Raw genomic sequence first — 23,268 nt, forward strand, 5'->3', positions numbered from 1 at the left:
TGGCCGGGCTGCTCGCGGCGGTGCTGGCGCTGCGCGGGCCGCACGGCCGGCGCAGACCCTTGCACACAACTTGAGGCCCCGCATTGGGGCATGATCTCCACTCGACGGAGACATCCCCATGCGCCACTTCCTGACACTCCCCTGCGCCCTCGCGGTGCTCGGCGCCCTGGCCGCCGGTCACGCCGCCGCGGCGACCCCCCTGCCGGACCGTTCGCTGCCGGCCGCCTCGACGGCGCCACGCGCGCTCGGTCTGCTGGTGAAGCTGAAGGACGCACCGTCGCACGAGCAGGCCGCGGCACTCGGCATCACGAGGGCGGGCACCGAGCGGCTGCAGGGCGTGATGCGCGCCTCCGGCCTCGCGCCGCTGAAGATCTCGCCGAACGGGCGCGCGGCGCAGCGGGTCGATTTCGACCACGTGCTGTCGGCCGGCGAGGCCGCGACGATGGCCGCCAAGCTGCGGGCGCAACCGGACGTGGAGTGGGTCGTCACCAACGACCTGGAGCGCCGGCTGGCGCTGCCGAACGATCCGCGTTTCCCGAAGACCGTCAGCACCACCGGGCAGTGGTGGCTGCAACCGGTCAGCGGATCGAACACGAACGTCGCCAGCGACCGCATGCGCGGCGTGCCGGGCGTGCAGGGCGCCTGGGACACGACGCAAGGCAGCGCGACGGTCACGATCGCGATCCTCGATTCGGGCGTTACCAYGCACCCGGACCTGTCGGCAGCGCGCTACTGGCCGGGCCGCGATTTCGTCTCGGAGATCGAGTACGCGAACGATGGTGACGGCTGGGACACCGATCCGAGCGATCCGGGCGACTGGGTCTCGCAAGCGGACCTGAGCAATGCGGCCTTCAGCGGCTGCGGCGTCGAGGACAGCTCCTGGCACGGCACCACGACGGCGGGCATCGCGGCCGCGTCCAGCAACGACGGCACCGGGGTGGCCGGCGTCAACTGGACCAGCCGCGTGCTGCCGGTGCGCATCTCCGGCAAGTGCGGCGCGACGGTCGCCGACATCGTCGACGGCATGCGCTGGGCGGCGGGCCTGCAGGTGCTGGACAGCAGCAACAACACGCTGCCCATCAACCCGCATCCCGCGCGCGTGATCAACCTGAGCTTCGGCGGCAGCAACGACTGCAACGCCGCCTACCAGAGCGCGATCAACGACCTGGCCGCGGTGAACGCCGTCGTGGTCGCGCCGGCCGGCAACGAGAGCGGCAAGGTGACGCGTCCGGCCAACTGCAGCGGCGTGGTCGGCGTCGTCGCGGTGAACCGTGACGGCTTCAAGGCCAGCTACTCGAACTTCGGCGCCAGCATCCAGATCGCCACGGTCGGCGGCGACACCTCGCAGATCGGCGCATGGGGCGGCACGATCAACGACGATGGCCTGCTGACGATCAGCAACGGCGGATTCAGCACCCCCGGCACGCCGATCTACGCCAACGAGTTCGGCACCAGCTTCGCGACGCCGCTGGTGTCCGGCGTGCTGAGCCTGATGGTCAGCGTGAACCCGAACCTGACGACCGCGCAGGTGATCGACGGGCTCAAGCGCAGCGCGCGGCCGCACGTCACGTCGCCGGTGGTCGGCGCGTGTTCGAACTCGAACCCGGGCCGCTGCATCTGCACCACGAGCACCTGCGGTGCGGGGCTGATGGATGCGGCGCAGGCCCTGGTGTACGCGGCGAACCCGACCGGCTACACCGCGCCGAACTGGTCGTCGGTCGTGATCGACACCCCGGCGCTGCGCACCGCCGCGGCCCAGGGCCAGGACCTGCCTTCGAACGGGCTGGGCAACGATCCGGGCAATCCGCCGATCAACCCGCCGGGCGACGATGGCGGCGGCGCCCTCGGCTTCGGCTGGCTGCTGGGCTTGCTGGCTGCGGTGGCCGCGCTGCGGCGTACGGTTCCGGCCTGATCGACGAACCCGGATGGCCATCCGGGCTGCGAATCACTTGGCGCAGCTGCCGAACGGCCGGCCCAGCAACGCGTCCGATTTCAGCGCCATCACCTGCGCCCACAGCGCATCGTCGGCGCGCGGGATGCGCAGCGTGTGGCTCACGCCCGGCGCCGACAACTGCGCGACCCGCGCGGTGCGCACGCCGCGCTGCGTCAGCTCGGCCAGCGCCTTGTCGGCCGTGTCCTTGTTGTCGAAGCGGCCGAGCGACAAGCCGACCTCGAACTCGGGGGCGTTGCGCAGCTCCTCGTACGGCACCTTCATCCGCTTGAGCTCGTCTTCCTTCTTCTGCAGGCCTTCGCGGTTCGGGTACTTGCCCATGTAGACCATCCAGACCGCCGGCAGCTCGTTCCTCACGCTGCTCCAGCTGCCGGGCGGCAAGGCGCTCTGCAACGCGGACTCGGCGCTCGCGATCTGCGCCGGCGTGTACGGACCGGCCTCCAGGCAGGCCAGTGCCGGCTCGCCCGGGGTGCCGGCCGGCGCCGAGGCCGCGCCCGCCGGCAGGATGTGCACGCTGTCCGCGCGCACCTGGCGCGCCAGCCGCTCCGGCTCGCGGTCGCCCTGTGCGCGCACGCCGACCACGCCGTCGAGCTGTCCCTGCGTCCAGGCCCAGAAGCCCAGGTTCGCCAGCAGCAGCAACAGCACGATCGCACGCAGCATCAGGCGTCCTCGGCCTGCGGGTCGGGCGCGCCGCCGTCCGCCGGCGTCAGGCGCACGCTGACCTCGCCGCTGCCGACCTCGCGCGGGCCGTCGGCGGTGAGCACGCGCAGCATGCCGTTGGCACTGACGCCGTCGGCGATGCCTTCGGCCACGTCGGCCTGCGTCGTCGTGATCGCGCGGCCGCGCAGCAGGTCGCGTGCGGCGAAACGGTCGACGAAGGCACCGAAGCCGCGCCGGTTGAACTCGATCAGCGCCTTCACCAGCGGCAGCGCGACGCGCGCGAGCGTGGCCGGCGCGGTCAGCGCGGGGTCGATCTCCTGCACGCAGCCGTAGCCGGTGTTCAGCTCGGTGGCATGCATCGGCTGCACGTTGATGCCGATGCCGATCACCGCCAGCCGCCGCGGGCCGGCCGCCACCGTCTCGATCAGCACGCCGCCGAGCTTGCGGCCCAGCCGGCCCGCGTCGGATCCGGCCTCCATCAGCCACAGGTCGTTCGGCCACTTCAGGCCGATCCGTGGCGCACTCGCATCGCCCGGCGTGCGCGGGTCGAGCGCGTCGGCCAGCGCACAGCCGACCGCGAGCGACAGCCCCGACCAGTCCGGCGGGTTCATCGGCAGCGACAGCGAGAAGGTCAGCGAGGCGACCGGCGCGGCCTTCCAGACGCGACCCATGCGGCCGCGGCCGCCGGTCTGGTGCTCGGCCACCAGCAGGCAGGGCTGCACGTCGGCGGCGCGGCGGCCGAAGGCGGCGCTCTCGACGCTGCGGCGCACCTGCACCAGCTCGGCCGCGGCCTCGTCGATCGCGCTGATGTTGACGCGGGCGCGCTCCAGCAGCGCGGTGTTGGTCGACGAGATGCGCGCGACGACCTCGACGCTGAGCCCCGGCAGCAGCGGCTCGAGCTGCTGCCACAGCGCCTCGGCACCCCAGTGCTGCGGCGATGCCGCAGGCAGCGTGGTGTCGGGGATGTCGTCTTCGGTGGGGTCGCTCATCGCAGCCTCAGCGCTTCGGGGCGAGCATCGTGCCGCGGCAGTTGCGGGTGCCGCAGCGGCATTCGTATTCCTTCTTCAGCTTCGGCGTGTAGCGCTCGTCGATGATCAGGCCGTAGTCGTAGAACAGTTCCTCACCCGGCTTGATCGCGCGTCTCGCCTTGATGAACACGCGGCCGTCGATCTCGTCGGATTCGCAGTTCGGCGTGCAGGCGTGGTTGATCCAGCGCGCAGCATTGCCGCCGTACTTGGCGTCGATCGCCATCTCGCCGTCGTCGAGCTGGAAGTAGAAGGTGTGGTTCGGGTCCTTCGGGTCGTGCGGATGGCGGCGCAGCGCCTCTTCCCAGGGGATCACCTCGCCCTTGTACTCGATCACGACCTCGCCGCGGGCGATCGGTGCGATCGCGAACACGCCCTTGCCGTGCACGCCGGAGCGGCGCACCTGGATGCGCCGGCCGGCGGCCGTGGCGCCGGCGTCCTTCGCGGGGGCGGTCGCTCTGGACCGAGGGGTGGACCGAGGGGACTTGGCGGTGCCGGCTTGCGTCATCGGTTTCTTTGGGTACATTGAATTCATGGGTGCGCGCGCGTGCATGCGTGTGCGTGCATGCGCGCGAGAAGCCCGGATTGTAGAGAGCACGCGCCGACCCCGGCCGAGCCATCACCAGAAAGTCCCATGAGCAAGTCACTGATCATTGCCGAGAAGCCCTCCGTCGCCCAGGACATCGTGCGTGCGTTGACGCCCACCGCGGGCAAGTTCGAGAAGCACGACGAGTACTTCGAGGGCGAGCACCACATCGTGACCTCCGCCGTCGGCCACCTGCTGGAGATCAAGGCGCCGGAGGAGTTCGACGTGAAGCGCGGCAAGTGGAGCTTCGCGAACCTGCCGGTGATTCCGCCGCACTTCGACCTGAACCCGATCGACAAGAGCAAGGGGCGGCTGAACGCGATCGTCAAGCTGGTCAAGCGCAAGGACGTCACCGACCTGATCAACGCCTGCGACGCGGGGCGCGAGGGCGAGCTGATCTTCCGGCTGATCCAGCAGCACGCGAAGAGCAAGCACCCGGTGCGCCGGCTGTGGCTGCAGAGCATGACGCCGGCGGCCATCCGCGACGGCTTCGACAACCTGCGCAGCGACGAAAGCCTGCAGGGCCTCGCCCAGGCGGCGCGCAGCCGCTCCGAGGCCGACTGGCTGGTCGGCATCAACGGCACGCGGGCGATGACCGCGTTCAATTCGCGCGACGGCGGCTTCTTCCTGACCACCGTCGGCCGGGTGCAGACGCCCACGCTGTCGATCGTCGTCGAGCGCGAGGAGAAGATCCGCAAGCACGTCTCGCGTGACTACTGGGAGCTGAAGGCCACCTTCGCGGCGCAGGCCGGCGAGTACGAGGGCAAGTGGTTCGACCCGAAGTGGAAGAAGAACCCCGACGACGCCGAGCAGCGCGCCGACCGCCTGTGGAACGCGGCCGACGCGCAGGCCATCGCCGAGGCGGCGCGCGGCCAGCCGGCGAGCGTCACCGAAGAGGCCAAGCCCAGCACGCAGAGCTCGCCCGGCCTCTACGACCTGACCACGCTGCAGCGCGAGGCCAACAGCCGCTTCGGCTTCAGCGCGAAGACGACGCTCAGCATCGCGCAGGCGCTGTACGAGAAGCACAAGGTGCTGACCTACCCGCGGACCGACAGCAAGCACCTGCCGGAAGACTATGTCGCCGTCGTGAAGGACACGATGCAGATGCTCGCCACCGACGACCTGCCCGGCCCGCTGCGCCCGCTGTCGGCGCATGCGGCGAAGGCGCTCAAGGAGGGCTACGTCAAGCCGAACAAGCGCATCTTCGACAACGCGAAGGTGTCGGACCACTTCGCCATCATCCCGACGCTGCAGGCGCCGCGCAGCCTGACCGAGGTCGAGGCCAAGCTGTACGACATGGTCGTCAAGCGCTTCCTCGCGGTCTTCTTCCCGCCGGCCGAGTTCATGGTCACGACACGCATCAGCACCGTGAAGGCGGCGGGCAAGGAGCACAGCTTCCAGACCAACGGCAAGGTGATGGTGAAGCCGGGCTGGCTCGCGGTGTACGGCCGCGAGGCGCAGGAGGACGACGCCAACCTGGTGGCGGTGGCCCCGGGCGAGCTGGTGCGCACCGAGGACGTGGCGGTCAACCCGATGAAGACCAAGCCGCCGGCGCGCTACAGCGAGGCGACGCTGCTGTCGGCGATGGAAGGCGCCGGCAAGCTGATCGACGACGACGAGCTGCGCGAGGCGATGCAGGAGAAGGGCCTGGGCACGCCGGCCACGCGCGCGGCCATCATCGAAGGGCTGATCCTCGAGAAGTACATGCACCGCGAGGGCCGCGAGCTGATCCCGACCGCGAAGGCCTTCCAGCTCACGACGCTGCTGCGCGGCCTGGGCGTCGAGGACCTGACCAAGCCCGAGCTGACGGGCAACTGGGAATTCCAGCTGTCCGAGATGGAGAAGGGCAAGCTCAGCCGCGAGACCTTCATGGCCGAGATCGCCGCGATGACGCAGCGCATCGTCGCGAAGGCCAAGGAGTACGACCGCGACACCATTCCCGGCGACTACGCGACCCTCAAGACACCCTGCCCGAACTGCGGCGGCGTCGTGAAGGAGAACTACCGCCGCTTCACCTGCGTGGGCACCAGCCCGGCCGAGGACAACGGCTGCGGCTTCTCGATCAGCAAGATCCCCGGCGGGCGCAGCTTCGAGCTCGACGAGGTGGAGCGCTTCCTGGCCGACAAGAAGATCGGCCCGCTCGAGGGCTTCCGCTCGAAGGCCGGCTGGCCGTTCACCGCCGAGCTGAAGCTCGCGTTCGACGACGAGATCAAGAACTGGAAGCTGGAGTTCGACTTCGGCGAGGACGCGAAGAACGCCGAGGCCGGCGAGCCGGTCGACTTCTCCGACCAGGAGAGCCTGGGCCACTGCCCGAAGTGCCAGGGCCGCGTCTTCGAGTTCGGCAGCTCCTACGTCTGCGAGCATGCGGTCGGCGCGCACATCACCTGCGACTTCAAGAGCGGCAAGATCATCCTGCAGCAGCCGGTGGCCCGCGAGCAGATGAGCAAGCTGCTCGCCACCGGCAAGACCGACCTGCTGGAGAACTTCGTCTCGAACAAGACGCGGCGCAAGTTCAAGGCCTTCCTGGCCTTCGACAAGAAGGAGGGCAAGGTCAGCTTCGAGTTCGAGCCGCGCGCCGCGAAGCCGCCTGCCAAGACGGCCGCGGGCGAGGCCGCGGCCGCGAAGACCGCAGCGCCGGCCGAGGCCGAGGCCCCGGCTGCCAAGGCCCCGGCCAAGAAGGCGGTCCGGAAGGTCACGAAGAAGGCGGCCGACGGCGGGGCTTGAATTGGGGTTTAAACGTTACTCCCSGGTATTCATTCATTCTCTAGTCACGACATTTGTCACGTCGAGTCTCTCGTAGCGGCATGTTGTGACTCCTGTGTAGTGCGACACTGCGTCCACTACAAGTGCGCACACACTCGGTTCGGTTACCGGTTGTCACATCTGGCGACCGTCGATGCTCCGGGGTGATGCGGCGGCGCGGCCTGTCGTTGGGGCCGCAGGCGTCAAACACAGGAACAGGGATTCCGAATGAAACTGCGTGACTTCCGATGGCTGGCCGCGGTGGCGCTCGCCGCCTGCGCGCCCTGGGCGCAGGCCCTGGTCTTTGCGGTCAACGAGGGCGTGACCTACCGCGTCCCGAGCGAAGAGATCCGGGCCAAGTACGCCGCGATCGCGGCCGACCTGGGCAAGATCCTGAAGCAGCCGGTCAGCATCGAGCCGATCGGCGACTACCCGTCGCTCAAGCGCGGGCTGGCCGAGAAGGCCTACGACCTGGCGATGGTGCACCCGGCGCACATCTCGATCGCCGCGATGAAGAACCCCGGCTACAAGCTGGTCGCGGTGACCAAGGGCTTCCTGGAGTACCGCGCCAGCTTCCTCGTGAAGTCCGACTCGCCGGTGGCGTCGCTCGCCGACCTGAAGGGCCGCAAGCTGGGCGCGCCGGACGAGGACTCGATCACCGCCTGGATGGTCCGCGCCTCGCTGCGTGACGCCATCGGCGACCCGAAGCTGGTCGCCACCACCTACACCCGCTACCAGGACGCGGTGCCGTTCTTCGTCGAGAACAACCTGACGCAGGCCGGCGCGACGGCGTCCAACGCGGTGGTCAAGGACTGGCTGGCCAAAGGCGGCAAGGTGATGTTCAAGTCCAAGCCGGTGCCGATCAAGCACATCATCGCGAGCCCCAACCTGTCGGCCGAGCAGGTCGAGAAGGTGCGTGAGTACCTGCTCGGGCTGGACGGCACCGACGAAGGCCGCAAGAAGCTCGAACCGACCAAGTTCCAGGGCTTCGTGCGCTACGACGACGCGGCGCTGATGTCGATCGGGACCTGGCTGGGCCTGTAGGGCCGCTGGCCCTGGGGGGCTCGGGTTCGTGCCGGTTGCGCTGCGGCCGCGCGACGCCTAATCTCGGGAAGCCCGGAAACGTTTCCCGAGGAGCCCGCCATGCTGCGTGTTGTTCGTGCGTTCTGTGTTCTGCCCGCTTTGTTGCCCGTGGCGTTGCTGGGCGCCTGCGCCAGCACCCCGGGCTCAGCCACCTACGAGGTCGACCAGCAGAAGGTGGCCGCGATCGACCGCACCGCCCTCGGCCGCGGCGTCAAGGTCTACTGGCTGAGCATGCCGACCAAGCGGGTCAACCCCGCCGCTGCCGCAACGACACCCGGTTGACGCGAGGGCTTGATCGATACTGGGGCGATGTCGCCGCCAGTGCTGCTCAAGCTCCTCGTCATCTTCCTGATCGTCGCCCTCGGCTACCTGGCCGGCCGCCTGCGCTGGCTGGGTGAGAACGACCCTGCGCGCGTGCTGGGCAACGCCGCGTTCTACATCTTCGTGCCGGCGCTGCTGTTTCGCACCACGTCGCGGCTCGACCTCGTCGGCATGCCGTGGGGCACGCTGGTCGCGTTCTTCGTGCCGGTGCTCGCGCTGCTGCTCGGCGTCTACGCCTGGCAGCGGCCGCGCGTGCGTGCCGGCACGCTCCCGACGGCCGCACCCAGCGTGCGCGCGATCTCGGCCAGCTTCGGCAACACGGTGCAGGTCGGCATCCCGCTCGCCACCGCGCTGTTCGGCGAGGCCGGGCTGTCGATCCACGTCGCGATCGTCAGCCTGCATGCGCTGACGCTGCTGACGGTGCTCACCGCGCTGGTCGAGTTCGACCTGGCGCGTGAGGCCGCCGGGCCGCCCCAAGGCCGAACACCGGAGTGCGAAGCACGCAGGTACCCTGATTCGCGGGTGCGGCAGGGGCATTCGAGCGCCCACCTGGGGCGCACGCTGGCGCGGACCGCCCGCAACACCATCATCCATCCGGTGACGCTGCCGGTGCTGGCCGGGCTGGCGTGGAACCTGTCGGGCCTGGCGATGCCCGCGGTGCTGGACGAGGTGCTGGTCCAGCTCGGCCTGCCGGTCGTGCCGCTGTGCCTGGTGCTGATTGGCATGTCACTTGCGTACTACGGCATCCAGGGCGCCGTGCGCGGTGCCGTGGTGATCTCGGTGCTCAAGCTGCTGGTGCTGCCGGCCCTGGTGCTGGTCGTCGGCCACTGGGGCTTCGCGCTCTCGGGGCTGCCGCTGGCGGTGGTGGTGATGGCGGCGGCGCTGCCGATCGGAAGCAATGCGCTGATCTTCGCGCAGCGCTACACGGCGCTCGAAGCCGAGGCCACCGCGGCGATCGTGCTGTCGACCTGCGGCTACATGCTGACGGCACCGCTGTGGCTGTGGTTGCCCGGCGTGCTGGCCTAGGCCAGCGCGCTATCATCCGCCGCGCTGCCCACAAGGCGGCGCCTTTCCTTCAGACGTTGGACAACCCTTCTCAGGACCCACCCCCATGAAACTTCGCGGCTTCCCCCTCCAGGCCCTTGCGGCCACCTGCCTGCTGGCCTGCGCGGGCGCATCGTTCGCGGCCAAGACGCTGGTCTACTGCTCCGAGGGCAGCCCGGAAGGCTTCAACCCGCAGTACTACACCACCGGCACCACGTTCGATGCGGTGTCCGTGCCGATGTTCAACCGCCTGGTCGAGTTCGACACCGGCACCACCAACATCATCCCGGCGCTGGCCGAGAGCTGGAGTGCCGCCGCCGACGGCCTGAGCTACACCTTCAAGCTGCGCAAGGGCGTCAAGTTCCACAGCACCGCCAAGTTCACGCCGACGCGCGACTTCAACGCCGACGACGTGCTGTTCTCGTACAACCGCATGGCCGACCCGAACCACCCGCTGGCCAAGACCCAGCCGGGCGCGACCTACGCGTACTTCGAGGACATGGGCATGAAGGACATCGTCGAGCGCGTCGAGAAGGTCGACGCGATGACGGTCAAGTTCGTGCTGAAGAAGGCCGAGGCCCCGTTCATGGCCAACATGGCGATGGACTTCGCGTCGATCCTGTCGGCCGAGTACGGCGAGAAGATGAAGGCCGCCGGCACGCCCGAGGCGCTCGACCGCGAACCGGTGGGCACCGGCCCGTTCCAGTTCGTCTCGTACCAGAAGGATGCGGTGATCCGCTACAAGGCCTTCGACGCCTACTGGGGCGGCCGCCCGAAGATCGACAACCTGGTGTTCGCGATCACCACCGACGCCTCGGTGCGCTACGCCAAGCTGAAGACCGGCGAGTGCCATGTGATGGCCTTCCCGAAGCCGGCCGACGTCGCGCTGATGAAGACCGACCCGAACATCAACCTGGTGCAGCAGAACGGCCTGAACGTCGGCTACATCGCGTTCAACGTCGAGAAGAAGCCGTTCGACAACAAGCAGGTGCGCCAGGCGCTGAGCATGGCCGTCAACAAGAAGGCGATCCTCGACTCGGTGTTCCAGGGCGCCGGCCAGCCGGCCAAGAACCCGATCCCGCCGACGCTCTGGTCGTACAACGACAAGGTCACCGACTACGCGTATGACCCGGCCAAGGCCAAGGAACTGCTGGCCAAGGCGGGCTTCCCGAACGGCACCGAGGTCGAGCTGTGGTACCTGCCGGTGACCCGCCCGTACAACCCGGACGGCAAGCGCATGGCCGAATTGATCCAGGCCGACTGGGAGAAGATCGGCGTGAAGACCAAGCTGATCACCTTCGAGTGGGGCGAGTACCGCAAGCGCAGCAAGACCGGTGAACAGCACGCGATGATGTTCGGCTGGTCCGGCGACAACGGCGACCCCGACAACTTCTTCGTGCCGCTGCTGGGCTGCTCGGCGGTGAAGGGTGGCGGCAACGTCGCGCGCTGGTGCGACAAGGGCTTCGAGGAGCTGGTGCAGAAGGCCAAGGCCGTGACGAAGCAGGCCGACCGCGCCGCGCTGTACGCCAAGGCCCAGGAGATCGCGCACGAAGAAGCGCCGTGGATCCCGATCGCCCACTCGGTGCGCTTCGATCCGGTGCGCAAGGAAGTGATCGGCTACAAGATGGATGCCACGGCGCACCATTACTTCACCAAGGTCGACCTCGCGAAATGACGACCCCTCGGCCGGCGGGTACGCCGGCCGATCCCCCGAGGGGATGCGGGCCGGCTTGGGGCGGCCCGGCGCTCGGCCCGCTCCTCGCTTGGCACCTTCCACATGATTTCCTTCCTCGCCAAACGCCTGTCGCTGGTGCTGCCGACCTTCATCGGCATCACGTTGCTGGTGTTCTCGCTGATCCGCCTGCTGCCGGGCGACCCGGTCGAAGCCATGTCCGGCGAACGCGGCATGACGCCCGAGCGCTACACGCGCCTGGTGCATGAGTTCGGCCTCGACCGCCCGCTGTGGCAGCAGTACCTCGACTACGTCTGGCGCGCGCTGCATGGCGACCTGGGCCTGTCGACCATCACGCACGAGCCGGTCTTCCGCGAATTCCTGACGCTGTTCCCGGCCACCATCGAGCTGTCGATGGTCGCGCTGTTCCTCGCGCTCGCGATCGGCCTGCCGGCCGGCATCCTGGCCGCGATGAAGCGCAACACCGTCTACGACTACACCGTGATGGGCGCCTCGCTCACCGGCTACTCGATGCCGATCTTCTGGTGGGGCCTGCTGCTGATCCTGCTGTTCTCGGTCACGCTCGGCTGGACGCCGGTGTCGGGCCGCATCGCGATCCAGTTCGACATCCCGCCGGTCACCGGCTTCATGCTGATCGACTCGCTGCTGTCCGATGACCCCGGTGCGTTCCGCAGCGCAGTCTCGCACCTGATCCTGCCGGCGGTCGCGCTCGGCACCATCCCGCTGGCGGTGATCGCGCGCATGACGCGCTCGTCGATGCTCGAGGTGCTGCGCGAGGACTACGTGCGCACCGCGCGCGCCAAGGGCGCGTCGACCTGGCGCGTGGTCGGCATCCATGCCCTGCGCAATGCGCTGATCCCGGTCGTCACGACGGTGGGCCTGCAGGTCGGCACGATGCTGGCCGGCGCGATCCTCACCGAGACGATCTTCTCGTGGCCCGGCATCGGCAAGTGGCTGGTCGAGGCGATCCACCGGCGYGACTACCCGGCGGTGCAGGGCGGCATCCTGATGTCGGCCACCGTGATCATCGCGGTCAACCTGGTGGTCGATCTCCTGTACGGCGTGATCAACCCACGCATCCGGCACCACTGAGGGCGGCACGATGAATCCAGCAAGCCCCCCGCAAGCCACCGTCACCGCATCGCCCGAGACCGGCACCCCGCCGACGCAGCTCGTCGAGCTGTGGCGCGATTTCCGCCGCAACCGCGGCGCGATCATCGGCCTCGCGGTCGTCATCGCGCTGCTGCTGTGCGCGCTGCTGGCCGACGTGATCGCGCCCTATTCGCCGTCGGAGCAGTACCGCGACGCGACGCTGCATGCACCGTCGTGGGAGCCGGTCAACGGCCACCGCTTCCTGCTCGGCACCGATCCGGTCGGGCGCGACGTGCTGTCGCGGCTGATCCACGGCACGCGGCTGTCGCTGCTGATCGGCCTGGTGTCGGTCGGGCTGTCGCTGAGCATCGGCGTCGTGCTCGGCCTGCTGGCCGGCTTCTTCCGCGGCGGCATCGAGTTCACGATCATGCGGCTGATGGACATCATGCTGGCGCTGCCCAGCCTGCTGCTCGCGGTGTCGGTGGTGGCGATCCTCGGCCCCGGGCTGATGAACGCGATGTACGCGATCGCGATCGTGATGCTGCCGCACTTCGTGCGGCTGACGCGCGCCGCGGTGATCGGCGAGCTGGGCAAGGACTACGTCGCCGCGTCGCGGCTGGCCGGTGCCGGCACGCTGCGGCTGATGTTCGACACCGTGCTGCCGAACTGCGCTGCGCCGCTGATCGTGCAGGCCACGCTCGGCTTCTCGACCGCCATCCTCGATGCGGCTGCGCTCGGTTTCCTCGGCCTGGGCGCGCAGCCGCCGACGCCCGAATGGGGCTCGATGCTGGCCAGCGCGCTGGAGTTCATCCAGAGCGCGTGGTGGGTCGTCACGCTGCCGGGTCTCGCGATCCTGGTGTCGGTGCTGGCCTTCAATTTGATGGGCGACGGGCTGCGCGACGCGCTGGACCCGAAGCTGAAGAGATAAGACCGATGCCCTTGCTCGAAGTGGATCAACTGCGGGTCGAGTTCGGCCCGGTCGCGTCGCCGTTCAAGGCGGTCGACGGCGTGAGCCTGCGCATCGATGCGGGCGAGGTGGTGGGCATCGTCGGCGAATCGGGCTCGGGCAAGAGCGTGACCGCGCTCGCGCTGATGGGCCTGATCGACGAGCCCGGCCGGGTCTCGGCGCAGGCGCTGCGCTTCGACGGCCATGATTTGCTGACGATGCCGCTGAAGCAGCGCCGGCAGATGCTGGGCCGCGACATCGCGATGATCTTCCAGGATCCGATGAGCAGCCTGAACCCGTGCTTCACGGTGGCCTACCAGCTGATGGAGACGCTGCGCATCCACGAGGGCGGCTCGAAGAAGGCGCTGCGGGCGCGCGCACTGCAGCTGCTGAAGGACGTGGAGATTCCCGATGCCGAGCGGCGGCTCGATGCCTATCCGCACCAGCTGTCGGGCGGCATGAGCCAGCGCGTGATGGTCGCGATGGCGATCGCCTGCAACCCGCGGCTCCTGATCGCCGACGAGCCGACCACCGCGCTCGACGTGACGATCCAGGCGCAGATGCTCGCGCTGCTGCTGCGCCTGCAGCGCGAACGCGGCATGGCGCTGATGCTGATCACGCACGACCTGGGCGTGGTCGCCGAGGTCGCGCAGCGCGTGCAGGTGATGTACGCCGGCGAGGTGGTCGAGACGGCCGGCGTGCCGCGCATCTTCGAGGCGCCGCGCCACCCGTACACCGAGGCGCTGCTGTCGGCGCTGCCGGAGCACAACATCGGCCGGCGCCGGCTCAGCTCGATGCCCGGCGTGGTGCCGGGGGCGTACGACCGGCCGGGCGGCTGCCTGCTGTCGCCGCGCTGCCCGCGCGTGCAGGACAGGTGCCGTGCCGAGCGGCCGGCGCTGTACGGGCCCGAAGGCGCGCAGGCGCGCTGCTTCTTTCCGTTGACCGAGGTGGCGGCATGACGACCGAACGTGATGAAGTCGTGCTCGTCGCCAACGACCTGGCCAAGCACTACCCGGTCTCGCAGGGCTTCCTGAAGCCGAAGGCGCTGGCGCGCGCGCTCGACGGCGTGTCGTTCGAGGTGAAGGCCGGCCGCACGCTGGCCGTGGTCGGCGAATCCGGCTGCGGCAAGAGCACGCTCGCGCGCCAGATCACGATGATCGAGGCGCCGACCACCGGCCACCTGGTGCTGGCCGGCGTCGACGTCGCGAACGCCGATGCGGCCACCCGCAAGCGGTTGCGCCGCGAGGTGCAGATGGTGTTCCAGAACCCGTTCGCAAGCCTGAACCCGCGCAAGAGGATCGGCCATGCGCTCGAGGAGCCGCTGGTCATCAACACCACGCTGTCGGCCGCCGAACGCACCGAGCGCGCGCGCGCGATGATGGCGCGCGTCGGGCTGCGCCCGGAGTTCCACCAGCGCTATCCGCACATGTTCTCCGGCGGCCAGCGCCAGCGCGTCGCGATCGCGCGCGCGCTGATGCTTTCGCCGCGCATCGTCGTCGCCGACGAGCCGGTGTCGGCGCTCGACGTGTCGATCCAGGCCCAGGTGCTGAACCTGCTGATGGACCTGCAGGAAGAGACGCAGGTGGCCTACGTCTTCATCTCGCACAACCTGGCGGTGGTCGAGCTGATCGCCGACGAGGTGCTGGTGATGTACCTCGGCAAGGTGGTCGAGAAGGCGCCGAAGCGGCAGCTGTTCGCCGCGCCGCGCCACCCGTACACGCGGGCCTTGCTGGCGAGCACGCCACGCATTGATGCCGCCTCGCGCGCGCAGAAGGCGGTGCTGGCCGGCGAGCTGCCGTCGCCGCTGAACCCGCCGAGCGGCTGCGCGTTCCACAAGCGCTGCCCGCATGCGATCGAGCGCTGCCGCGTCGAGGTGCCGGTGCTGGCCGAGGTGGCGCCGGGGCAACTGGCGGCCTGCCATCGCTCGGAGGAGCTGGCCTGACAGGGCGATTCCCGCAACGACCCTGGCCGGCATGGGGTTTGCGACAATCGCCCCCATGACCTCGAACGACCTCCAGGCCGCGATCGCCCACATGGGCGCCGGGGCACGCGCCGCCAGCAGTCGAATGGCTGCCGCCTCCACCGCCGCGAAGAACGCCGCGCTGCTCGCGCTGGCGCGCCGGCTGCGCGAAGACGGCGGCGCACTCGCCCAGGCCAACCAGCAGGACATCGACGCCGCCGTGGCCGCCGGCCTGGCCGCCCCGATGGTCGATCGCCTGAAACTCACGCCCAAGGTGCTGGCCACCGTCGCCGAAGGCTGCGAGCAGATCGCCGCGATGCCCGACCCGATCGGCGAGATCACCGGGCTGCGCCGCCGGCCGAGCGGCATCAGCGTGGGCCAGATGCGCGTGCCGCTGGGCGTGTTCGGCATGATCTACGAGAGCCGCCCGAACGTGACCATCGAGGCCGCATCGCTCGCGATCAAGAGCGGCAACGCCTGCATCCTGCGCGGCGGCTCGGAAGCCATCCATTCGAACCTCGCGCTGTGGAAGCTGGTGCAGGCGGCGCTGGCCGAGGCCGGCCTGCCGCCCGATGCGGTGCAGCTGGTGCAGACCACCGACCGCGCCGCCGTCGGCCACCTGATCTCGTCGCCGGAAGCGGTCGACGTGATCATCCCGCGCGGCGGCAAGGGCCTGATCGAGCGCATCAGCCGCGAGGCGCGCGTGCCGGTGATCAAGCACCTCGACGGCAACTGCCACGTCTACGTCGATGCGCAGGCCGATCTGGAACTCGCGCTGCGCGTGACCGACAACGCGAAGACGCAGAAATACAGCCCCTGCAATGCGGCCGAATCGCTGCTGGTGCACCGCGACATCGCGGCCGCCTTCCTGCCGCGCCTGGGCGCACTGTGGGCGCCGAAGGGCGTCGAGATGCGCTGCGATGCGGGTGCGCTCGCGCTGCTGCAGCCGGTGGCCGGGCTCACGCTCACGGCCGCGAGCGAGCAGGACTGGAACGAGGAATACCTCGCCCCGATCATCAGCGTGAAGCTGGTGGATGGCGTCGACGAGGCGATCGCGCACATCAACCGCCACGGCTCGCACCACACCGATGCGATCCTCACCGAGCACCACGGTCACGCGATGCGCTTCCTGCGCGAGGTCGATTCGGCCAGCGTGATGGTCAATGCCAGCACGCGCTTCGCCGATGGCTTCGAGTACGGGCTGGGCGCCGAGATCGGCATCAGCACCGACAAGTTCCACGCGCGCGGCCCGGTCGGCCTGGAAGGGCTCACGTCGATGAAATGGGTCGTGCTCGGCCAAGGGGAAGTGCGCACATGAGCGATCCGCGATCCGCCCTGGTGCTGTTCTCCGGCGGCCAGGATTCCACCGCCTGCCTCGCATGGGCACTCGAAAGCTATGCCCACGTCGAGACCATCGGCTTCGACTACGGCCAGCGCCACGTCGTCGAGCTGGAATGCCGGCTCAACGTGCGCGCGCAACTGCATGCGAAGTTCCCGCGCTGGGCCGGCAAGCTCGGCGACGATCATTTGCTCGACCTGCAGCTGCTCGGCCAGATCTCCGACACCGCGCTGACCAAGTCGCGCGCGATCGAGATGAACGCGAGCGGCCTGCCGAACACCTTCGTGCCGGGCCGCAACCTGTTGTTCTTCACGTTCGCCGCCGCCGTGGCCTACCGCCGCGGGCTCAGCGTGCTGGTGGGTGGCATGTGCGAGACCGACTTCTCGGGCTACCCCGATTGCCGCGACAACACGCTGAAGGCGCAACAGGTCGCGTTGAGCCTCGGCATGGACACGCCGATGACGATCGAGACGCCGCTGATGTGGCTCGACAAGGCGCAGACCTGGGCGCTGACCGACGAACTGGGCGGCGAAGCGCTGACCGAGATCGTCGTCGAGCACACCCACACCTGCTACCTCGGCGAGCGCACGCAGCGCCACGAGTGGGGCTACGGCTGCGGGCAGTGCCCGGCCTGCGCGCTGCGCTCGCGCGGCTACGGTGCATGGCGCCGTCACGGCGCGATGCCGTTCGCCGACACCGAACGCGCCGGCTGAGCCGACAGCCACGGCGCGAGGGCGCGCCGGCCGTCCGGCGTCAGCGTCAACGCGCGTGAGCCGTCGACGCGGCGCAGCCAGCCGTGCTCGATCGCGTGGTCGAGCAGGCTGACGGCCAGGCCCCCGGCGAGGTGGTCGCGGCGCTCCGACCAGTCGAGGCACGCATAGGCCTGGCGCTTGGCCCCGGCCGCCGGCAACGTGACGCCCAGCGTCTGCAGTTCGTGGCGGCCGACGTCGGTCAGCACGAACTGGCCGTCGCGCGGCACCAGCGTGCCGCGCGCCAGCAGCCCGTCGAACAGCGCGACGCCCAGTTCGCCGGCCAGGTGGCTGTAGCAGGTGCGCGCGGCCTTCAGCGGCTTGTAGGCGCCGTGGTTCCACTTGTCGGCGCTGCCGGCGCGCTCGGCCACCAGCGACAAGGCCTCCAGCGCGTGGCCGATGTCGGCATCGGCGAGCCGGAAGTAGCGGTGCCGGCCCTGCGTGCGCACGACGACCAGCTCGTTGTCGACCAGCTGCGTCAGGTGCGTGCTCGCGGTCTGCGCGGTGACGCCCGCCACCTCGGCCAGCTCGCCGGCCGCGAGGTACTGGCCACCCATCAGCGCGGCCAGCATGCGGGCGCGGGTCGGGTCGCCGATCATCGCGGCGATGCGGGCGAAGCGCGGTTCAGGACTGCTCATGGCCGGATCCTCGCACGTGCTCAGCGCAGCACCGAGCGCAACGCCAGGTAGGCACCGAGCAGCCAGAGTCCGGTGAAGAACACACGCTTGAAGGTCTCCGGCTGTACCGCGCGTCGCAGCCGCTGGCCGAGGCCCATGCCGAGCAGGGCCGGCAACAGCGCCAGCAGCGAGCTGCCGGCGGCCTGTGCATCGAGCGCACCGCCATGGCGCAGGCTGACGGCCAGCGCGACAGTCGACACCAGGAACGAGATGCCGAGCGCGCGCACCAGATCGTCCTTCGCCAGGCCGAGCGCCTGCAGCCAGGGCACGGCCGGGATCACGAACACGCCGGTCGCGGCGGTGACGAGGCCGGTGGCCATGCCGATCCACGGCGCCAGCCACGGCTCGAGCCGCGCCGGCACCTGCAGCCGCACCGACAGCAGCCCCAGGCTGGCATAGGCGAGCAGCGACAGCCCGAGCGCGAGCCCGGCCCAGCCCGGCGCATGGCCGGCGCTCAGCCAGCCGGCGCCGAGCGCGACACCGGCGCACACGCCGATCAGCAGCGTCGCCAGCCGGCGCAGCAGCGCGCCGAAGCCCGGCCCGGCGATCTGCCAGAGGTTGGTGACGAACGACGGCACGACCAGCAGCGCGGCCGCCTGCGCCGGCGGCATCACGACGCTCAGCAGGCCCATCGAGATGGTCGGCAGCCCGAGGCCGATCACGCCCTTCACGAAACCGGCGAGGGCGAAGACGAAACCGGCGAAGGCCAGCAGCAGCATCAGGTCGAGGGAGGTCATGGGGATTCCTGGGAGCGATGCCGGATCGTCGCGCCGGTGGCCCATTGATTGCTTCGGGCTGGATCGAAGTATCGGATTTCACAGACCTGCCACATGCCGTCGCGACACTCCACGCTTCGCCCGACGGCGACCACACAACGAGGAGCGAGGATGATGTTCGATCGACGCATGGGTTGGAAGCTGGGTGCAGGGCTCGGCGCCATCGCCCTGGGGGCCGGCCTGCTGGCCTGCGGTGGCAGCGACGACGCCGCACCGGCGGCACCGGTGGTCGCAGCCGGCACGACCGCGCAGCTCGCGCTGCTGGAAACCACCGACCTGCACACCAACGTGCGCAGCTACGACTACTTCAAGCTGGCCGATGACACGACGCTCGGCTTCGAGCGCACCGCGACGCTGATCAAGACCGCGCGCGCCGAGTTCGCCAACTCGATGCTGGTCGACAACGGCGACACCATCCAGGGTACCGCGGTGTCCGACTACCAGGCGCTGGTCAAGCCGATCGCCTGCACCGACACGCTGGCGATCTACAAGGCGATGAACGCCGCCGGCTACGACGTGGGCGGCATCGGCAACCACGAGTTCAACTACGGCCTGCCCTACCTGGCGCAGGTCACCGGCAACAAGTTCGACGTCGACGGCATGCCGGCACTGAGCACGCAGCCGACCTGCGCCGGCCCGGCCTTCCCGCAGGTGCTGGCCAACGTCTACAGCGTCAAGAGCAAGCAGCCGCTGTTCACGCCGTACACCATCGTCACGAAGACGCTGAAGGCCAAGGACCCGGCCGGCAAGGACGTGAGCGTGCCGGTCAAGGTCGGCTTCATCGGCTTCGCGCCGCCCGCCATCCTGGCCTGGGACAAGCGCTGGCTGGACGGCAAGGTCTACACCGAAGGCGTGAAGGAAACCGCCGAGAAGTTCATCCCCGAGATGAAGGCCAAGGGCGCCGAGCTGATCGTCGTGATCTCGCACGGCGGGCTCGACGCCGGGGCCTACTCGCCGACGATGGAGAACGGCAGCTGGCACCTGTCGAAGGTGGCCGGCGTCGATGCGATGCTGATCGGCCACTCGCACCAGATCTTCCCGGACGCGAAGAGCACCGTCGGGCAGTTCAACCAGACCGGTGTCGACAAGGTCAAGGGCACGGTCAACGGCGTGCCGACCGTGATGGCCAACTTCTGGGGCAAGCACCTGGGGGTGATCGGCCTGAACCTGAAGCACGACGGCAGCAAGTGGACGGTCGACACGACGAAGACCACGGTCGAGGCACGTTCGACGCAGAACGCCGACAAGACCTATGTCGCGGTCGATGCGACGGTCGCCCCGCTGATCGAGGCCGAGCACCAGGCGACCATCGCGTACGTGAAGACGCCGGTCGGCACGACCGATTTCCGCATGACGACCTACTTCGCCGACGTGGGCGAGCCCGGCGCGATCGAGATCGTCAACCAGGCGCAGGCGGACTACGTCTCGGCCTACATCCAGGCCAACCTGCCGGAGTTCAAGACGCTGCCGGTGCTGTCGGTCAGCGCGCCGTTCAAGTCCGGCTTCGGCGGCGGCAACGACTTCACCGACGTGGCCGCCGGCCCGCTCGCGATCAACAACGCGGCCGACCTGTACCTGTACCCGAACACCATCTATGCAGTGAAGGTGACGGGTGCCGACATCAAGGCCTGGCTGGAGACCGCGGCCAAGCGCTTCAACACGATCAACCCGGCGTTGACCACGGCGCAGGAGCTGGTCAGCACCTACCCGGGCTACAACTTCGACATGTTCACGTCGGCCGACATGCAGTACGAGATCGACGTGACGCAAGCGGTCGGCAGCCGCATCAAGAACCTCATGTACAAGGGCGCGGCGATCGACGCGGCGGCGCAGTTCGTCGTCGCGACCAACAACTACCGCGCGAGCGGCGGCGGCAGCTTCCCCGGCCTGGACGGCAGCAAGACGATCTACGCGTCGCCCGACGCGAACCGCGATGCGCTGATCTCGTACATCAAGACCGCGAAGAACCTGACCCGTGTGGCCAACGGCTCGCACCGCAGCTGGCGCTTCACGAAGGTGACGACGGCCGGGGCGGTGACCTTCAAGTCGGCGGCCAACCAGCTCGCGCTGGCGCAGGCCGCGGGCCTCGCCGGCATCACGCTGCAGCAGGCGGACGACGGCAGCGGCAAGAGCCTGTCGGTGTACGCGATCGACCTGGCGCAGTAAGAGAGAGAGGCATGCCGATGGCGCGATTGTTCGAGCACACCGTGTGGGCGCTGGTCGCGCTCGCCGCCGCCAGTGCGGCGCTGGCGGTGGGCGTCAGCACCCGTGGCGACCGCGGAGCGCTGGCGGCAGTGTCGACCGAACAGCTCGCGGTGCGCGCCGGTGCCGGCCGCGACGCGCAGGCGCTGCAGCAGCTGCGCTATCGCGCCGAGGGTGGCGCGGCGCAGGCGCAGCAGGCGCTCGGCAGCGTGCTGGCCGCGACGGCCGACGCTGCGGACCGGGCCGAGGCGCTGCGCTGGCTGCAGGCGGCGCAGCAGCAGGGCGATGCGCAGGCCTCGTACCAGCTGGGGAAGCTGCACCTGCAATCCGGGCCGCAGCACGACGAGGCGCAGGCGGCACGCGATTTCGAGCGCGCCGCCGTGGCAGGCCATGCGGGCGCGGCATTGCAGCGCGGCCTGCTGGCGCGCCGCGCGCGCGATCCGGCCGCTGCAGCGCGCTGGCTGGCGCAGGCCGCGCAGGCGCACGATCCGCAGGCGCTGTTCCTGCTGGCCAATGCCGCGCGCGAGGGCGATGGTGTGCCGCGCGACGAGGCGAGGGCGCTGGTGCTGTACCGTGAAGCGGCGGCCCTCGAATATCCGCCGGCCCACCAGGCGCTCGCGATGGCCTACGAACGCGGCGAGCTGGGCCTGGCGCGCGACAGCGAGCAGGCGCGCGAGGCGCTGGCCGAGGTGGCGCATTCGCTGAAGCATCCGCCGGTCGAGCGTTGAGCAGGCCACCGGCCGCGATCGATCAAGCAACGCCCGCGGAACCGGCTTTGCCGGGCCGCCGGGTGGCGCCCCTCGGGGGCAGGAGCGAAGCGACTGGGGGGCACAATACATCCATGAGCACCACCCAAATCGTCGCCTGGATCATCCTTGCCGTGCTGGTCTTCTGGGCCGTCGGTGCCTACAACCGCCTGGTGCGCCTGCGCAACGTGATCGGCAATGCGTTTGCGCAGATCGACGTGCAGCTCAAGCGCCGCTACGACCTGATCCCCAACCTGGTCGAGGTCGCGCGCAAGTACGTGACCCATGAGCGCGAGACGCTCGAAGCCGTGACCGCCGCCCGCAACCAGGCCAAGGCCGCTGCCGACCTGGCCCGTTCGCGCCCCGGTGCCGCCGGGCCGGTGACGAGTCTCTCGATGGCCGAGGGCGTGCTCGGCTCGGCCATGGGCCGGCTGATGGCACTGGTCGAGTCCTACCCGGAGCTGAAGGCCGACCAGAGCCTGCGCGAGCTGTCCGAGGAATTGACCAGCACCGAGAACAAGGTGGCGTTCTCGCGCCAGCTGTTCAACGACGCGGCCCTCGACTACAACGTCGCCGCGCAGCAGTTCCCGACCCGGCTGCTGGCCGCGCTGTTCGGCTTCCGCGAGGCCGCGATGCTGCAGTCCACCACGAGCGAGGCCGAGCGCGCCGCGGTGCGCGTGCAGCTGTAGTTCGCGCGCGGCCGTGCGCTTTCGCGACCAGCAGGACGAGACCCGCCAGGCCACGCAACGGCTGCTGGCGCTGTTCGCGCTGCTGCTGGTCGCGCTGGTGCTGGTGGTCAACGCGGCACTGCTCGGACTCTGGTGGGGCGCTGCCGCGCTGCTGCTGCGCGACGCCGATTTCCCCGGCCTGCCGCCGCTCTTCTTCGAGACCAACACCGCGATCGTGCTGCTGTTCGTGCTGGGCGGCTGCTGGGTCGAGACGGCGCGGCTGCGCAGCGGCGGCGGCGCCCACGTGGCGGAATGGGCCGGCGGGCGCGAGCTGCTCGACCCGCGCGACGTCACCGAGCGGCGGCTGCTGAACATCGTCGACGAGATGGCGCTCGCCAGCGGCCTGCCGCGCCCGCGCGTCTACCTGCTGGAGCGCGAGAGCGCCATCAATGCGTTCGCGGCCGGCTGGTCGCCCGAGGAATCGGTGGTCGCGGTGACGCGCGGCGCGCTGCAGCGCCTGACGCGCGACGAGCTGCAAGGCCTCGTCGCGCATGAGTTCGGGCACATCCACAACGGCGACCTGCGCCTGCACATGCTGCTGCTGGCGCTGGTGTGGGGCCTGTCGCTGGTGCACGGCTACGGCCACCGGCTGTTCGACGCCGACGAAGAGGGCAACCGGACCTTTCCCGGCGTGCTGATCGGCCCGGTCTTCATCGCGGCGGGCAGCCTGGGCTGGGTCGCCGGCCAGGTGCTGCAGGCCGCCGTGTCGCGGCAGCGCGAACTGCTGGCCGATGCGAGCGCGGTGCAGTTCACCCGCAGCCGCGACGGCCTGGGCGGCACGCTGCGCAAGATCTGGCACCAGGTCGACGGGCGCGAGGCCGCGCTGCTGCGCGTGCCGTCGCGCCTGCTGGCTGGCCAGCTGATGCAGGCGCCGGCGGGCTGGCTGTCCACGCACCCGCCGCTGCCCGAGCGCGTGCGCCGCGTCTACGGCCGCGCGATGCCGCCGCT

General features: G+C 69.7%; 21 protein-coding genes. 16 read left to right on the plus strand and 5 right to left on the minus strand.

Annotated elements, in window-relative coordinates; all coding sequences use genetic code 11:
* Window positions 1-118 precede the first annotated feature (118 nt).
* A complete protein-coding gene (locus AC1D1T_RS16755) occupies window positions 119-1,912 on the plus strand; it encodes a S8 family peptidase (protein WP_477992183.1) in 1,794 nt (597 codons plus the stop codon).
* A 33-nt stretch (window positions 1,913-1,945) separates the two neighbouring features.
* Here the strand turns inward: AC1D1T_RS16755 and AC1D1T_RS16760 are convergent, their stop codons facing one another.
* Genes AC1D1T_RS16760 through AC1D1T_RS16770 form a run of 3 tightly spaced genes read right to left on the minus strand, consistent with a single transcriptional unit; the run spans window position 1,946 to window position 4,144 of the window.
* Window positions 1,946-2,611, minus strand: a complete 666-nt coding sequence (locus AC1D1T_RS16760; protein ID WP_047501524.1) for a hypothetical protein — start codon at window positions 2,609-2,611, stop codon at window positions 1,946-1,948.
* Window positions 2,611-3,600: a biotin--[acetyl-CoA-carboxylase] ligase gene (locus AC1D1T_RS16765; RefSeq protein WP_052211333.1), complete on the minus strand. Its 990-nt coding sequence runs from the start codon at window positions 3,598-3,600 to the stop codon at window positions 2,611-2,613. The genes AC1D1T_RS16760 and AC1D1T_RS16765 overlap by 1 nt, the downstream gene beginning before the upstream one ends.
* A 7-nt stretch (window positions 3,601-3,607) precedes the next feature.
* Window positions 3,608-4,144 carry an SET domain-containing protein gene (locus tag AC1D1T_RS16770; protein ID WP_477826263.1) on the minus strand — a complete coding sequence of 179 codons (537 nt, stop codon included), beginning with the start codon at window positions 4,142-4,144 and terminating at the stop codon, window positions 3,608-3,610.
* 126 nt (window positions 4,145-4,270) lie between these two features.
* On the opposite strand from AC1D1T_RS16770, the gene AC1D1T_RS16775 reads away from it, so the two are divergent.
* The 11 genes from AC1D1T_RS16775 (at window position 4,271) to queC (ending at window position 17,155) form a co-directional block, all read left to right on the plus strand.
* Window positions 4,271-6,946, plus strand: coding sequence for a DNA topoisomerase III (locus AC1D1T_RS16775; RefSeq protein WP_477841318.1), 2,676 nt, complete (start codon window positions 4,271-4,273; stop codon window positions 6,944-6,946).
* A 246-nt stretch (window positions 6,947-7,192) separates the two neighbouring features.
* Complete coding sequence (locus tag AC1D1T_RS16780) at window positions 7,193-8,008, plus strand: phosphate/phosphite/phosphonate ABC transporter substrate-binding protein (protein ID WP_477825625.1); 816 nt, start codon at window positions 7,193-7,195, stop codon at window positions 8,006-8,008.
* A gap of 99 nt (window positions 8,009-8,107) precedes the next feature.
* Complete coding sequence (locus tag AC1D1T_RS16785) at window positions 8,108-8,329, plus strand: hypothetical protein (RefSeq protein WP_477825624.1); 222 nt, start codon at window positions 8,108-8,110, stop codon at window positions 8,327-8,329.
* 27 nt (window positions 8,330-8,356) lie between these two features.
* The gene (locus AC1D1T_RS16790; protein WP_477992184.1) at window positions 8,357-9,394 is read left to right on the plus strand and encodes an AEC family transporter; all 1,038 of its coding nucleotides are present in this window, start codon (window positions 8,357-8,359) and stop codon (window positions 9,392-9,394) included.
* A gap of 85 nt (window positions 9,395-9,479) precedes the next feature.
* Window positions 9,480-11,087: an ABC transporter substrate-binding protein gene (locus AC1D1T_RS16795; RefSeq protein ID WP_047501535.1), complete on the plus strand. Its 1,608-nt coding sequence runs from the start codon at window positions 9,480-9,482 to the stop codon at window positions 11,085-11,087.
* Between the two features lie 102 nt (window positions 11,088-11,189).
* On the plus strand, window positions 11,190-12,197 hold the full coding sequence (locus tag AC1D1T_RS16800) for an ABC transporter permease subunit (protein ID WP_465111427.1): 1,008 nt from the start codon (window positions 11,190-11,192) through the stop codon (window positions 12,195-12,197).
* Between the two features lie 10 nt (window positions 12,198-12,207).
* Window positions 12,208-13,125: an ABC transporter permease subunit gene (locus AC1D1T_RS16805; protein ID WP_477992185.1), complete on the plus strand. Its 918-nt coding sequence runs from the start codon at window positions 12,208-12,210 to the stop codon at window positions 13,123-13,125.
* Window positions 13,126-13,130: 5 nt separating this feature from the next.
* Window positions 13,131-14,102 (plus strand): ABC transporter ATP-binding protein, encoded by a 972-nt coding sequence (locus AC1D1T_RS16810; RefSeq protein ID WP_465111429.1) that lies wholly within the window; start codon window positions 13,131-13,133, stop codon window positions 14,100-14,102.
* On the plus strand, window positions 14,099-15,085 hold the full coding sequence (locus tag AC1D1T_RS16815) for a dipeptide ABC transporter ATP-binding protein (RefSeq protein WP_047501543.1): 987 nt from the start codon (window positions 14,099-14,101) through the stop codon (window positions 15,083-15,085). The genes AC1D1T_RS16810 and AC1D1T_RS16815 overlap by 4 nt, the downstream gene beginning before the upstream one ends.
* 31 nt (window positions 15,086-15,116) lie before the next feature.
* Window positions 15,117-16,421, plus strand: a complete 1,305-nt coding sequence (locus AC1D1T_RS16820; RefSeq protein ID WP_477825621.1) for a glutamate-5-semialdehyde dehydrogenase — start codon at window positions 15,117-15,119, stop codon at window positions 16,419-16,421.
* Window positions 16,418-17,155 carry a 7-cyano-7-deazaguanine synthase QueC gene (gene queC, locus AC1D1T_RS16825; RefSeq protein ID WP_477825620.1) on the plus strand — a complete coding sequence of 246 codons (738 nt, stop codon included), beginning with the start codon at window positions 16,418-16,420 and terminating at the stop codon, window positions 17,153-17,155. The genes AC1D1T_RS16820 and queC overlap by 4 nt, the downstream gene beginning before the upstream one ends.
* Here queC and AC1D1T_RS16830 read toward each other — a convergent pair.
* Both AC1D1T_RS16830 and AC1D1T_RS16835 read right to left on the minus strand, forming a co-directional pair.
* Window positions 17,113-17,829 (minus strand): ArsR/SmtB family transcription factor, encoded by a 717-nt coding sequence (locus AC1D1T_RS16830; protein WP_477841044.1) that lies wholly within the window; start codon window positions 17,827-17,829, stop codon window positions 17,113-17,115. The two genes, queC and AC1D1T_RS16830, sit on opposite strands and share 43 nt — an antisense overlap.
* Before the next feature lie 20 nt (window positions 17,830-17,849).
* Complete coding sequence (locus AC1D1T_RS16835) at window positions 17,850-18,605, minus strand: sulfite exporter TauE/SafE family protein (RefSeq protein WP_477826678.1); 756 nt, start codon at window positions 18,603-18,605, stop codon at window positions 17,850-17,852.
* 168 nt (window positions 18,606-18,773) lie between these two features.
* Here AC1D1T_RS16835 and AC1D1T_RS16840 point away from each other — a divergent pair, with 168 nt between their 5' ends.
* From AC1D1T_RS16840 to AC1D1T_RS16855, 4 genes are all read left to right on the plus strand, one after another.
* Entirely contained in the window at window positions 18,774-20,810 is a 2,037-nt protein-coding gene (locus tag AC1D1T_RS16840) for a bifunctional 2',3'-cyclic-nucleotide 2'-phosphodiesterase/3'-nucleotidase (RefSeq protein ID WP_477826681.1), read from the plus strand.
* 11 nt (window positions 20,811-20,821) lie between these two features.
* Window positions 20,822-21,574, plus strand: a complete 753-nt coding sequence (locus tag AC1D1T_RS16845) for an SEL1-like repeat protein (protein ID WP_465111434.1) — start codon at window positions 20,822-20,824, stop codon at window positions 21,572-21,574.
* Window positions 21,575-21,687: 113 nt separating this feature from the next.
* Window positions 21,688-22,281 carry a LemA family protein gene (locus AC1D1T_RS16850; protein ID WP_465111435.1) on the plus strand — a complete coding sequence of 198 codons (594 nt, stop codon included), beginning with the start codon at window positions 21,688-21,690 and terminating at the stop codon, window positions 22,279-22,281.
* Window positions 22,282-22,294: 13 nt separating this feature from the next.
* Window positions 22,295-23,268: M48 family metalloprotease (locus tag AC1D1T_RS16855; protein ID WP_047501971.1), on the plus strand; the 974-nt coding region annotated here is incomplete at its 3' end.

Source organism: Rhizobacter sp. P2_H3 (assembly GCF_056403355.1).

Coding starts and splice junctions, on each gene's coding strand:
- AC1D1T_RS16820 (WP_477825621.1), top strand. CDS start 15,117: ATGGGGTTTGCGACAATCGCCCCCATGACCTCGAACGACCTCCAGGCC.
- AC1D1T_RS16840 (WP_477826681.1), top strand. CDS start 18,774: ATGGGTTGGAAGCTGGGTGCAGGGCTCGGCGCCATCGCCCTGGGGGCC.
- AC1D1T_RS16775 (WP_477841318.1), top strand. CDS start 4,271: ATGAGCAAGTCACTGATCATTGCCGAGAAGCCCTCCGTCGCCCAGGAC.
- AC1D1T_RS16795 (WP_047501535.1), top strand. CDS start 9,480: ATGAAACTTCGCGGCTTCCCCCTCCAGGCCCTTGCGGCCACCTGCCTG.
- AC1D1T_RS16785 (WP_477825624.1), top strand. CDS start 8,108: ATGCTGCGTGTTGTTCGTGCGTTCTGTGTTCTGCCCGCTTTGTTGCCC.
- AC1D1T_RS16810 (WP_465111429.1), top strand. CDS start 13,131: ATGCCCTTGCTCGAAGTGGATCAACTGCGGGTCGAGTTCGGCCCGGTC.
- AC1D1T_RS16815 (WP_047501543.1), top strand. CDS start 14,099: ATGACGACCGAACGTGATGAAGTCGTGCTCGTCGCCAACGACCTGGCC.
- AC1D1T_RS16760 (WP_047501524.1), bottom strand. CDS start 2,611: ATGCTGCGTGCGATCGTGCTGTTGCTGCTGCTGGCGAACCTGGGCTTC.
- AC1D1T_RS16845 (WP_465111434.1), top strand. CDS start 20,822: ATGCCGATGGCGCGATTGTTCGAGCACACCGTGTGGGCGCTGGTCGCG.
- queC (WP_477825620.1), top strand. CDS start 16,418: ATGAGCGATCCGCGATCCGCCCTGGTGCTGTTCTCCGGCGGCCAGGAT.
- AC1D1T_RS16780 (WP_477825625.1), top strand. CDS start 7,193: ATGAAACTGCGTGACTTCCGATGGCTGGCCGCGGTGGCGCTCGCCGCC.
- AC1D1T_RS16765 (WP_052211333.1), bottom strand. CDS start 3,600: ATGAGCGACCCCACCGAAGACGACATCCCCGACACCACGCTGCCTGCG.
- AC1D1T_RS16850 (WP_465111435.1), top strand. CDS start 21,688: ATGAGCACCACCCAAATCGTCGCCTGGATCATCCTTGCCGTGCTGGTC.
- AC1D1T_RS16790 (WP_477992184.1), top strand. CDS start 8,357: ATGTCGCCGCCAGTGCTGCTCAAGCTCCTCGTCATCTTCCTGATCGTC.
- AC1D1T_RS16830 (WP_477841044.1), bottom strand. CDS start 17,829: ATGAGCAGTCCTGAACCGCGCTTCGCCCGCATCGCCGCGATGATCGGC.
- AC1D1T_RS16770 (WP_477826263.1), bottom strand. CDS start 4,144: ATGACGCAAGCCGGCACCGCCAAGTCCCCTCGGTCCACCCCTCGGTCC.
- AC1D1T_RS16805 (WP_477992185.1), top strand. CDS start 12,208: ATGAATCCAGCAAGCCCCCCGCAAGCCACCGTCACCGCATCGCCCGAG.
- AC1D1T_RS16835 (WP_477826678.1), bottom strand. CDS start 18,605: ATGACCTCCCTCGACCTGATGCTGCTGCTGGCCTTCGCCGGTTTCGTC.